Annotated in this window: 9 protein-coding genes and 1 pseudogene; 7 read left to right on the top strand and 3 right to left on the bottom strand. The window is 59.0% G+C overall.

Annotated elements, in window-relative coordinates:
• Positions 1–88 precede the first annotated feature (88 nt).
• Complete coding sequence (locus ACA079_RS16550; RefSeq protein WP_497700093.1) at positions 89–1,711, bottom strand: acyl-CoA synthetase; 1,623 nt, start codon at positions 1,709–1,711, stop codon at positions 89–91.
• Positions 1,712–1,941: 230 nt separating this feature from the next.
• Between ACA079_RS16550 and ACA079_RS16545 the strand changes: the two genes are divergently transcribed.
• The 5 genes from ACA079_RS16545 to ACA079_RS16525 all read left to right on the top strand — a co-directional run bounded on the left by ACA079_RS16545 (position 1,942) and on the right by ACA079_RS16525 (position 8,236).
• Positions 1,942–4,218, top strand: a complete 2,277-nt coding sequence (locus ACA079_RS16545; protein WP_497700092.1) for a PAS domain-containing sensor histidine kinase — start codon at positions 1,942–1,944, stop codon at positions 4,216–4,218.
• A 4-nt stretch (positions 4,219–4,222) separates the two neighbouring features.
• Positions 4,223–4,858, top strand: coding sequence for a response regulator transcription factor (locus ACA079_RS16540; RefSeq protein ID WP_134421877.1), 636 nt, complete (start codon positions 4,223–4,225; stop codon positions 4,856–4,858).
• A gap of 336 nt (positions 4,859–5,194) precedes the next feature.
• On the top strand, positions 5,195–6,295 hold the full coding sequence (locus ACA079_RS16535; protein WP_497700091.1) for an AI-2E family transporter: 1,101 nt from the start codon (positions 5,195–5,197) through the stop codon (positions 6,293–6,295).
• Positions 6,296–6,517: 222 nt separating this feature from the next.
• On the top strand, positions 6,518–6,982 hold the full coding sequence (locus tag ACA079_RS16530; protein ID WP_497700090.1) for a MaoC family dehydratase: 465 nt from the start codon (positions 6,518–6,520) through the stop codon (positions 6,980–6,982).
• Positions 6,983–7,051: 69 nt separating this feature from the next.
• A complete protein-coding gene (locus ACA079_RS16525; RefSeq protein WP_497700089.1) occupies positions 7,052–8,236 on the top strand; it encodes a patatin-like phospholipase family protein in 1,185 nt (394 codons plus the stop codon).
• A 24-nt stretch (positions 8,237–8,260) separates the two neighbouring features.
• On the opposite strand, the gene ACA079_RS16520 is transcribed toward ACA079_RS16525, so the two are convergent.
• Positions 8,261–9,106: a LysR family transcriptional regulator gene (locus tag ACA079_RS16520; protein ID WP_497700088.1), complete on the bottom strand. Its 846-nt coding sequence runs from the start codon at positions 9,104–9,106 to the stop codon at positions 8,261–8,263.
• 146 nt (positions 9,107–9,252) lie between these two features.
• Here ACA079_RS16520 and ACA079_RS16515 point away from each other — a divergent pair, with 146 nt between their 5' ends.
• Positions 9,253–10,293, top strand: coding sequence for a DMT family transporter (locus tag ACA079_RS16515; protein WP_497700087.1), 1,041 nt, complete (start codon positions 9,253–9,255; stop codon positions 10,291–10,293).
• On the opposite strand, the pseudogene ACA079_RS16510 reads toward ACA079_RS16515, so the two are convergent.
• Positions 10,232–10,567: pseudogene (locus ACA079_RS16510) on the bottom strand (ester cyclase); the annotation flags it as partial. The gene ACA079_RS16515 and the pseudogene ACA079_RS16510 sit on opposite strands and share 62 nt — an antisense overlap.
• On the opposite strand from ACA079_RS16510, the gene ACA079_RS16505 reads away from it, so the two are divergent.
• Positions 10,507–11,562, top strand: coding sequence for a LysR substrate-binding domain-containing protein (locus ACA079_RS16505; protein ID WP_497700086.1), 1,056 nt, complete (start codon positions 10,507–10,509; stop codon positions 11,560–11,562). The pseudogene ACA079_RS16510 and the gene ACA079_RS16505 sit on opposite strands and share 61 nt — an antisense overlap.
• Positions 11,563–11,575 lie beyond the last annotated feature (13 nt).

Here is an 11,575-nt window from a genome sequence, read left to right as displayed (position 1 = left end):
AGGGCAGGGCAGAGCCGAATCCGGCCTGCACGAGCCCGAAGCGGCCGGTAAAAACACCGGCCGCTTGACGGGTACAACGTCGATTCGGTTAGAGCGCTTTGGCCCTGTCGCGCAGAACGTACTTCTGGATCTTGCCGGTTGAGGTCTTCGGCAGGAGGGTGAAAACCACCGTGCGCGGGACTTTGAAGCCGGCCAGATGCTCGCGGCAGAAACTGATGATGTCGGCCTCGCGAACGTCCTGGTGATCAGCCTTCAACGTGATAAAGGCGCAGGGCGTTTCGCCCCACTTCTCATCGGGACGGGCGACGACGGCCGCTTCCATGACGGCTGGATGGCGATAGAGCACACCTTCCAGTTCGATGGTGGAAATGTTCTCGCCGCCGGAAATGATGATGTCCTTGAGTCGGTCCTTGATCTCGACGTAACCGTTCGGATGACACACCGCCAGGTCGCCGGTGTGGAACCAGCCGCCTTCGAACGCTTCGGCCGTGGCGGTCGGGTTCTTCAGGTAGCCCTTCATCACGGTGTTGCCGCGCATGAAGATCTCACCGATGGTCTGACCGTCCCGTGGGGTCGGTTCCAGTGTCTTCGAGTCGCCGACCATCACGCCTTCGAGCGTCGGGTAGCGCACGCCTTGACGGGATTTGATTTGCGCCCGTTCGTCCAGCGGCAATTCATCCCATTCGGCATGCCAGGCGCAGAGCGTCACCGGACCATAGGTTTCGGTCAGGCCATAGACGTGGGTGACCTTGATGCCCATTTCTTCCACGGCACCGATCACTTTGGCCGGTGGTGCGGCGCCGGCGACCATGGCGTTGACCGGATGATCGATCGCCGCTTTAGCCGATTCAGGCATGTTGACCAAGGCATTGAGCACGATCGGCGCAGCGCACAGATGGGTGACCTGATGCTCGCGGATCAGCGTGAGGATTTTTTGTGGATCGACCCGGCGCAGGAACACATGCACACCGGCCATGGCGGTGATGATCCACGGGTAGCACCAACCGTTGCAATGGAACATCGGCAGGGTCCAGAGGTACACCGGATGGTTGCCCATGGCCCAGGTCATCTGGTTGCCCAACGAGTTCAGGTAAGCACCGCGATGGTGGTAAACCACACCTTTCGGGTTGCCAGTGGTGCCTGAGGTGTAATTCAGTGAAATGGCGTCCCATTCGTTCGTCGGCCACTGCCAGGCGAAGTCCGGGTCGCCTTCGGCCAACAGCGCTTCATAGTCCAGCTCGCTGACCGCTTTGCCTTCACCGTATTCCGGATCATTAACGTCGATGACCAGTGGCGGGTGATCCAGCATGCCAATCGCCGCGTGAATCACATCATGGAACTCGCGGTCGGTAATCAGCACCTTGGCTTCGCCATGTTGCAGCATGAAGGCGATGGCTTCGGCATCCAGACGCACGTTGAGCGGGTTGAGCACCGCGCCAATCATCGGCACGCCGAAATGCACTTCAAGCATCTCGGGAATGTTGGGCAGCATCACGGCCACCGTGTCGTTCTTGCCGATGCCGCGACCGGCCAGTGCCGAAGCCAGGCGGCGGCAGCGGGTGTAGGTCTGCGCCCAGGTACGGCGGATAGAACCATGGATGACGGCGGGGTAGTCCGGATAAACGCTGGCGGTACGCTCGATGAAGCTGAGCGGAGACAAGGCAATATGATTGACAGCCGCAGGGCCTAGCCCTTGTTCATAGATCGACATGTACGGGTACTCGGTGGCTGATTGTTAGCTCTATGGGTGACCTTGCAGCGTAGCCGCTGGGGTCCCCTTTTATGTCAGGTTTGCTTTATATAACATTCAGCTACCGATATGGAAGTACAACCTACGTCATATAGGATATGTACTATATTTGATTCTGGCCGGTCTAAATCAATACAGTCACACCGCCAAGGCCGGTATATCCTTGGCTTCCCCAACGAAGCGGACCCGTGATGACCCTGACTCCCGTTCGATTGCACAGCTGGTTGCGCCTGCAGCGCGAGGGTGTGTCTCTGGCCGCCCGGGCCGATGCGTTGTGCCGTGCGCTGCAGGAATGTCCCGAGGTGCACCGGGCGGTTTATCTGAGTTGGCAAGCCAATGCGCGGATTTACAGCCACGAGGGCGCCGCCCAGCATTTTCCACCGGGGCTGGGCGATCCTTCGCTGGCCAGTGATCAGCGGCTGTTTGATCGGCTGGCGGAGGCGGGACGTCTGGACTTGGCTCAAGTACGTCAACTCGATTGCTGGTTGGCCGGGCGACTGCGCCGGGCTGCTATCAGTCATGGCCAGGTGTTTGATCTGGCCTTGCAACCGGGGCAGCCGGGGTTGTTGCTGGTGGAAGTGTGCGAGGGCGTGAGTCTTGATTGGCTGGGTTGGGTGCAGGATTTGCTGACGACCTTGCTGAGCAGCGTCAATGGCATGCTGCGTGGCTCACCGCTATTGGGGCACGATCCACAGCCGAGTCTGTTGCTCGATGCCCAAGGCCGGCCGCTGGAATTCAACGCGGCGCTGTTGGCACTGCTCGCCGAAAAGCCGCTGACCGATGTGCTGGGTTTTCTGCCGGTCAATCACCGGGTGCTGGTCCGTGCCTGCCTCGACCAGCAACGCGCCATCGAAGGGGTCGAAGCCCAATTCCAGGCGCAGATCCTGATCTGGACATTTATCCCCGATCCCCAGGACAACCGCGTGCTCGCCCGGTGCCGCGATGCCACGGCCCAAGTGCTGGCCGAGCGTGAAGCCGCCACGGCACGGCGGCTGTACCGGCTGATCATCGAGAACACCACCGACCTGATCTCCAGGCATACACCCGACGGACGCTTTCTGGATGCCTCGCCCGCGTCCTGGACATTGCTCGGCTACTGGCCGGAAGAGTTGCGCGGGCAAATGGCCCAGGGCTTGTTCCATGGCCAGGACCTGGCCAGCCTGGTGCAGCGCGCGCGGGATGCCCTGGAGCAGGACGGTTATCACACGATGACCTATCGCATTCGCCATCGCGACGGGCATTACTTGTGGTTTGAAACCGCGAGCCGGGCGATTCGTGAGACCTATACCGGGACGGTGGTTGAAGTGGTCAGCGTGTCCCGGGACATTACCGCCCGGGTGCAAGCCGAGGAGAACAAGCGGCGCCTGGCGGAAGTCGTCGAAGCCAACACCGATCCGGTGTTGTTCATTGACCCCGAGGGACAAGTCACTTATCTCAACCCAGCGGCGCGGCGCATCCTCGGGATCGACGAGCAGCAACCGATGCCAGCCCTGGCGGAATTGTTCGCCAGCGCTGACCTGGCACGTCTGCAGCGTGATGGCTGGAGCAGCGCCGAACGCGACGGTGTCTGGAGCACCGATGCGCGATTGCAGCCACCGGGTGGCGGTACTTCCGTGCCGGTGTCGCTGGTGCTGCTGGCGCACCGTTCGGCCGGCGGCGAGCGCTATTACTCGTTGGTGGCGCGGGACATGACCGAGCGTGAACTGCGTGAGGTGCAACAGCGTCGCCATCAGGATGAACTGGCGCACACCGCGCGATTGGTCACCCTGGGTGAATTGGCCTCGGGCATCGCTCACGAAATCAACCAGCCGCTGGCGGCGGTGGTCAATTACGCCAATGCCAGCCAGCGCTATTTACAGACGCTGGATTCCAATCCCCAGGCCGCCGCCCGAGTGGCGCAAGGGCTGGAGCGCATTACCCATCACGCCACGCATGCTTCAGAAGTGATCAGACGTTTGCGCGCGTTTCTGCGCAAGGGACAACGCCGGATGCAAGCCCTGAATTTCACCGACGTCGCCCGCGAGGCCGTGCGTTTGTGTGCCTGGGAAGCGAGCAATTGCCAAGTGACAATCGAGGATCGCCTGCCGGATAATCTGCCGCCGATTTATGCCGACCGGGTGCTGCTGGAGCAGGTGCTGCTCAATCTGTTGCGCAATGCCATCGACGCCAACCGCGAACAACATCCGGGGCAACCTTCACTGATCGTGATGGCCGCGGGGCAGGGCGGTGGTGCAACCGTGGAAATCAGCGTGCAAGACCAGGGACCGGGTGTCAGCGAACCCGAACTGGAGCAGATATTTACCCCGTTCTATACCAGCAAGGCCGATGGCCTGGGACTTGGCTTGTCCATGAGCCGCAGCATCATCGAAGGTTTCGGTGGTGAATTGCAGGCCCGACGCCAACCTGTCGGGCTGCTGATGTGCTGCCGCTTGCCGCTGGCCGGCTCAACAAAACAACAACAGGAATAACGTAATGGCAGGTGTGACGGAGCACGTGGTGTATGTGGTCGACGACGATCAAGGCATGCTCGACTCAACGGTCTGGTTATTGGAATCGGTAGGGCTCAAGGCCTTGCCGTTTACCAGTGGCGTGGAGTTTCTCAGTGCCTGTGATGCCACGCTCGATGCCTGCGTGCTGCTCGATGTTCGCATGCCCGGCATGGGCGGTTTGAACGTGCAGGAAGAAATGCGCGCTCGTGAGCTGAACCTGCCGATCATTTTCGTCAGCGGGCACGCGGATGTGCCGATCGTGGTTCGCGCCTTCAAGGCTGGCGCCCATGACTTCATCGAGAAGCCCTATAACGAGCAATTGCTGCTGGACAGCGTGCAACAGGCGCTCAGCAACTGCGCAGCAAACCGCTCAGGCAATCAAGGCCATGAAGCCTTGCAGGCGCGCTTGCTGACACTGACCCCACGGGAGCGCGATGTCTTGCTGCCGCTGGTCCAGGGTTACACCACCCGTGAAATTGCAGAACAACTGGGCGTGAGCGCAAAAACTGTCGACCTGTATCGCTCGCGGGTGATGAAACGCATGCAGGCCAATACCTTGCCGGATTTGGTGGGGATGGCTATCGCCGCTGAACTGGTTGATCCGCTGAAGCTGCGGTGAGTTGCGCAAGGGTAGGAGGGGTATCAGATGAATCCACCCCTCACCCCAGCCCTCTCCCCAGTGGGGAGAGGGGGAAAGGGAGCCGATCTCCACGCTTTTCAAAGCCTGCGTTCACCTTGATATTTCAGGTCGATGTAACTCTAAGAACAACTCGGTCAGTCCCCTCTACCCTTTGGGGAGAGGGTTAGGGTGAGGGGTGGATCCTGAGCCAGACACAAAATCCAGAATCACCCAATCAACGCTTCGCTTTCAACCCATCCACTCACTTATCCAACTGAACGTCTATGCTGGGCTAACCGATCCCATTCCTCTGCAGCGATCTGCAAGGAGGCAGCAATGGTGCCCACATCCAGCTCCGAGAAGGCGTTCACTCGCAGTCTGCTCGATGTTTTGATCCGTGCCGGGTTGATTGCCGTACTGGTGCTGTTCTGCTTTGAGATCTTCAGCCCGTTCCGCGACCTCATGCTGTGGTCGCTGATCCTGGCGATCACACTTTATCCATTGCAAGAGCGGCTCAAGGGGTCGCTGGGTCAGAAAGACGGCCACATTGCGACGCTGATTGTGCTGATTGCTATCGTTGTGCTCATGGTGCCGATCTATCTGTTGGTCACCTCGATTGCCGATTCGGTCGAGCACGCCATGACCACCGTCAAGGACGGCAGCTTCCATATTCCGCCACCCGCTGACTCAGTCGCTGACTGGCCGTTAGTGGGCAAGCGTCTCTCTGCTTTATGGCTGCAGGCCTCAACCGATCTTCCCGACCTGGCAGCGAAGTACCTGCCAGAGATAAAACATTTCAGCGTGAGTTTCCTGGGCAAACTCGCCGGCGTCGGCATGGGGTTCCTCACCTTTATCTTTGCGTTGATCATCGCCGGCATTTTCATGGCCTATGGCGAGAGCGGCAGGCGCAGTGCGGTACAGATCGCTTCACGCGTCAGCGATCCGGGCAAGGGGCCGAAAATCGCCGAACTGTGTACCGCAACGATCCGTGCGGTCGCGCTGGGGGTGGTCGGCATCGCTTTCATCCAGATGCTGCTGGTGGGCATCGGATTCGTGCTCATGGGCGTCCCCGGTGCCGGGCTGCTTGCCTTGGCGGTATTGTTGCTCGGCATCATGCAATTGCCGGCGACGCTGATTACGCTGCCCGTGATTGCCTTTGTGTTCGCCACCGATGGGGCCAGCACGGCGACCATCATCTTCGCCATCTATGTGTTCGTTGCCGGCCTGGTGGATAACGTACTCAAGCCATTGCTGCTGGGGCGCGGTGTCGATGTGCCGATGCCGGTGGTGTTGATCGGTGCCCTGGGCGGCATGGTCACCAGTGGCATCCTCGGGCTGTTCATCGGCCCGGTGGTGCTTGCGGTCGGCTATCAATTGTTCTGGCAATGGGTGGAGGATCAGCCGCAGAACAGACCGGACGTCCCGCGGACGTTATGACTGCCCGGGCTTGCGCTAGCATGAAAGGTGTTCAGATCACTCGCCCTGACGAGCAGGGCAGTGCGCCCCGGCAGCTGACCGTTTGGACTTCGCCACCCACTGCGCGGTGCAGGATTTCTACTTCGGCGAGGACTTCCTGCTTCGTCGACACGACTACAACCTGGACGTGAGTGGTGGCTATCGACCTCAGCGAAATCAGCTACGCCTAGAGAGGGTTGAATCATGACCATCCATTCCTGGGAAAAACTCTACCTCGATGACCTGAGCCTGGGTCAGCAGTTCGAAAGCGACAGCCTGCGTGTCCATCGAGCGTCGATGCTGGCCTTTGCTCAGGAGTTCGACCCGCAACCGTTTCACCTCGATCCTGAAGCCGCCGAGCTGAGCCTGTTCCGTGGTCTGGCGGCCAGTGGCTGGAACACCGCCGCCCTGACCATGAAGCTGCTGGTGGAAAGCGTGCCATTGGCAGACGGAATCATCGGCCTGGGCATCGAGTTGAGCTGGCCGACGCCGACCTACCCGGACGATCTGTTGCGTCTGCAATGCACCGTGCAGGCCATCGAACCGTCCAACTCCAAACCAGATCGGGGTGTGGTGACCCTGTTCATGGAAACACTCAATCAGAACGACAAGGTCGTGCAGCGAGCCACCGGCAAACTGCTGGTCTTCAGAAGACCGGCGCCTGATTGAGAAGGCGGTCATGGGTGTGTGGAACGTGCGTGATGGGCTCTGTCAATTGCAGGGGCCGGAGGAGGCGTTTTGAAAACATTCCTGCTCAGGCCTAGCGCCTCAACGCTGAACATGTTGCGTCAAGCGTGCCTGCAACGCCGAGATGCGGTGCCGCCAACGTTAACGGAAAAAGCGCTCATCCCTGGCATTCCGGATGCTCGCTACTGGCTGGACCAGGATTTGACCCCGTTCATTCGGGATGTGAGTCAGGCCAACATTCGAGAAGCCGAGGCGCTCGCCAGCGCAGGGATGCCCAATGACACCCTGCCGCTGGCAAGCATGTTGGCCGTTTCGGGCGGCGGCGATGCAGGCACATTCGCGGGGGGCATCATTGCGGGATGGACCCTGCATGGGTCTCGACCGGTGTTCAAAGTCGTCACCGGCATTAGCGCTGGCGCCCTGGTCGCCCCGTTCGCCTTCCTGGGGCCCCAGTACGACGGTGTCATTCTGGGCATCTGCAACGCAGTCGGTCCAAAAGACATTTTCCATGCGCGCAATGTACTGACCCGTCTTGCCAGTGATGGTATGGCGCACAGCAAGCCACTGTCGCGGCTCATTGCACAGCACATCACTGCCGAGGTTCTTGCGGCGATCGCGTCGGAATACGCCAAAGGACGTCTGCTGATGATCGGCACCACCGACCTTGATTCTGGACGCCCGGTCACCTGGAACATGGGCGCTATTGCCTCCAGCCAGGCACCGGGCGCGCTCGACCTGTTTCGCAACATCATGATCGCGTCGATGAGTATTCCCGGCGCCGTCTCACCCGTCATGATCGATGTGGAGGTTGACGGTCAACAGTTTCAGGAAATGCACGTGGACGGAGGCGTCCTGACTCAGGTGTTCCTTTACCCACCCGGCACGGTGACGGCGCTGAACCGCGTGACCGGGGCGCGTTTGCGTGATGAACGGCATTTCTATGTCATTCGCAACGGCAAACTGGAGTTGCAATGGTCCGGAACCAAGCGTCGCACCTTGAGCATCGGCGGTCGCGCCATCAGCGCATTGATCCAGACTCAAGGGATCAGCGATCTGGATCGAATTTACCGAATTGCACAGCAGGATGGCGCGGACTTCAATCTGGCGTACATCGGCCCCGATTTTGATATTTCTCGCAATCATAGATTTGATGGCGAGTACATGAAGCGCTTGTTCGATTACGCCTTTCAACTCAGCGCGAAAGGGTATCCGTGGCATAAATCGCCGAGTACGTGAGAGAGGCCCGGCGCTCTGCCTGCCTTATTTTTCGAAGCAGGACACCAGGAAACTCATCACCGCCTGGATGGACGGGGTGTGGCGGATGTCGCTGTGAACCACCAGCCACACGTCACGCGCAAGACCCGCGCCAATGGTCTCCATTGTTTGCAGGCCGTAGTGCTCGCCAAGAAAGGAGGGGAGTGCGGCGACACCGGCCCCTGCCTGAACAAAATTGGCCTGGATATTCAAATCATTGCTGCGCAGCAGGATCGGCCGATCTCCCGCCTGTTCCTTGAGCCAGGCCTGTTGCGGGCTTTGTTCCAAGGTCTCGTCGTAAGCAATGAAGGCCAGATCTGCCGGGGCCGTTTTGGATAAATAGTCGGCCGAGCCATACAGGTAGAACGACACCGTTGCGACCTTGCGGGCCACCAGATCCGGCTCCTTGGGTCGACTCAGACGCACGGCAATATCGGCTTCACGTCGCGATAACGAAGCGCTGCCCAGACTGCCAATCAACTGCAAGGACAACTGCGGATGTTGCGTGCGCAACACATTGATTCGGGGCGCTATCAACGCACACGCCAACGCCGGCGGGGCACTGACGGTGACTTCACCGGCGTAGCTTTCCTGTCCGGCCAGCGCCGTGCGTTGCACCGCGAAGGACTCGCTTTCCATGCGTCGCCCTAACTGGGCGATACGTTCCCCGTCCTCGGTAATCACATACGAGCGAGGGCGCCTGTCCACCAACTTGAGGTTCAGCGAACACTCCAGCGCGCTGATGCGTCGCGCCACGGTGGCATGGTCAACCTTGAGCTTGCGTGCCGCCCCCGATAAAGACTGCTCGTGGGCGAAAACGATGAAGTAGCGCAGATCCTCCCAATCAAACATGGGCGTTTTCTCATAGATGAGGTGAATAAATGGGGAATTTTTCCCCAACGGCAAGCCTGCAAGAATCTTTCAAAACCTGACAAGCAGGTTTGAAGCATTCAACGGTTCGCTGAGTGTTCATCGCACGACTTGACGAGGAAACTGCCATGTCAAAATCAACGCCTCTCGCGTATGCCGGTATCGTCGGTGCCACGTTTTTCTGGGGCACCAACTTCAACGCAGGTGCCTACATCATTAAGAGCATGGCACCGATCAGCGCTTCGATTGAACGCTTTGCCATTTCTACCGTGTTGCTCGTGCTGATTTTCGGTCTGTCGGGCAAGCTGCGTCTGGGTACGCTGAAGAAAAATCTGCTGGCCTATGTGGGTTTGGGTCTGCTCGGATTTACGGCATTCGCCGTGGCAACATTCTTTGGGCTGCAAACCACCACACCCATCAACGGCGCGCTGATCCTGGCGACCACGCCGCTGTGGACCATGATCTTTGCGGTGCTGCTTGAAGGAGAACGCATTGATCGCGGCCGTGTCATTGGGTTGGTACTGGGTTTGCTAGGCGTTGGCATGGTGATCACTCGCGGGGATCTCCAGGTACTGCTCGGGCTGAAAATGGCCACCGGTGACGCGATGATTCTGGCTGGCAGCATGGCCTGGGCGGCAAACATGGTTGGCACCCGGCGCTTCGTCAAAGACGCAACACCGCTGGAGACCACCACCTTCTCCATGTTGTTCGGTGCCATTGGCCTGATCGTGCTGGGCTTCATCTATGAGCATCCGATCGCCAGCATCCGTAGCGCTTCGCTGTCTGTTCACGGTGCCGTCATCTACCTGGCGGTCTGCGGTTCGTTGATTGCTTACTTGCTGTGGTTCAAAGGCATCCACGCCATTGGTGCCGCGCGGACGTCGATATTCTTCAACCTGGCCCCCGTGTTCACCATGCTGGTTTCCTCGCTGCTGGGTGTGCTGCCCAATGTCTGGCAACTGCTCGGCGCTGGCGGTGTGATCCTTGGGGTGGTGTTTGCTTCGGGCCTGGTGTTCACCCCGGCCAGGATCAGAGGCCGATCATGTCCCGGTGGACTTCCAGGGAATTTCGCTCCACCCAGTTGTGCGCCAGCAGACCGTCCGGACGCACTTCCCAGACTGCGGTACCGAGCATTTCAAACGAGCTGTTGCAGGAGCGGCCGCCGATGAAACCGTTGTTCTTTCCGGACAGTTTCCAGCGCGAAGCAACCCGAGAGCCTTCAGCATTCTGGAATGTCTCGATGCTGGCGAATTCGAAATCTTCGATTTTCGACAGGAAGACACCGATCCAGTGAATGAAGGCGTCTCGACCGACAGTATCGACACCGCCGGAAGTAATAACGAAATCATCGGTAACGAAGCAAGCGGCTGCTTGCGGGTTTCTTGCCTGCCAGACTTCGCGCCAGAAACGTTCGACAATATATACTGCCTGGTTGCCTGTCATTTGTAACTCCTCGCTTTGATGGGCCATCAAGGCCCGCTAATCACGATGTTCGGAGTTTGCGATCCATAACTCAAACGCATAAATTTAATGGCATCCAGTTGAAAGGCGAATTCATCATGCAAGCCAGCGACCTCGAGATTGATCTGCTGCGGGCGTTTATCGCGGTGGCGGAGACCGGTAGTTTCACGGCCGCTGCCGAAGTGATTGCTCGATCGCAATCGGCGGTGAGCCAGAAGATTATCCGCCTGGAGGAAGTACTTGGTTTTCGTGTGTTCGAGCGCACCAGCCGCGCGCTGACGCTAACCCCTGACGGCGAGCGGCTGCTGATGGGCGCGCGCAAGATGCTGATGCATTTCGACACTTTCATACGTGAGATCAAGGAACCCGCCACGGTGAATCTGCTGCGTCTGGGAATCTCTGAAAACCTGGTGCCCACTCAGCTTCCAAAATTGTTGTCGCGCTTTTGCAAACTCTATCCCGACATCCAGTTAGAACTCACCACTGGCTTGAGTCACGATCTGCTGAGCGACTACGAAAACGGGCAACTGGACGTGGTCATTGCCAAGCGAAAAATCAGTCCCAATGCCCAGCGGGGCCGAATCATCTGGCGCGAACCTTTGGTCTGGATCGCCGCAAGGGACTACGAAATCGAAGCATCCCAACCTGTACGTTTGGTGATGATGCGACCGCCATGCGCGTACCGGGCAATCATGATAGAGGCCTTGGCTAGCGTTCGGCGGGAGTGGACTTCAGCGTGCCTGGCCAGCAATTTGATGGGGGTTCAGGCTGCGGTTGCCGCTGGGCTGGGGATTACCGCATTGGGAACGTCGTTCCTGCAGGAAGGCATGCGGATTCTGGAGCCATCTGAAAAGTTGCCGACGTTACCGAGCACCGAAGTCGCGGTGATGGGTGACGACGTCCGCATTCAACATCTAGTCCAGCCTTTGGTATCACTGCTGACTGAAGGTTTGATGTCGGGCAGTGGTTTGACCTGAGACGAATGAAGTG

This window comes from Pseudomonas sp. LBUM1645 (assembly GCF_059716185.1).
Note: the sequence above shows the minus strand (reverse complement) of the source record. Positions and strands in the feature narration are given on the sequence as shown.

What these genes read in the sequence shown, in the direction of transcription:
- ACA079_RS16550 (WP_497700093.1), bottom strand. Translation starts at nt 1,711, where the DNA reads ATGTCGATCTATGAACAAGGGCTAGGCCCTGCGGCTGTCAATCATATT.
- ACA079_RS16545 (WP_497700092.1), top strand. Translation starts at nt 1,942, where the DNA reads ATGACCCTGACTCCCGTTCGATTGCACAGCTGGTTGCGCCTGCAGCGC.
- ACA079_RS16540 (WP_134421877.1), top strand. Translation starts at nt 4,223, where the DNA reads ATGGCAGGTGTGACGGAGCACGTGGTGTATGTGGTCGACGACGATCAA.
- ACA079_RS16535 (WP_497700091.1), top strand. Translation starts at nt 5,195, where the DNA reads ATGGTGCCCACATCCAGCTCCGAGAAGGCGTTCACTCGCAGTCTGCTC.
- ACA079_RS16530 (WP_497700090.1), top strand. Translation starts at nt 6,518, where the DNA reads ATGACCATCCATTCCTGGGAAAAACTCTACCTCGATGACCTGAGCCTG.
- ACA079_RS16520 (WP_497700088.1), bottom strand. Translation starts at nt 9,106, where the DNA reads ATGTTTGATTGGGAGGATCTGCGCTACTTCATCGTTTTCGCCCACGAG.
- ACA079_RS16515 (WP_497700087.1), top strand. Translation starts at nt 9,253, where the DNA reads ATGTCAAAATCAACGCCTCTCGCGTATGCCGGTATCGTCGGTGCCACG.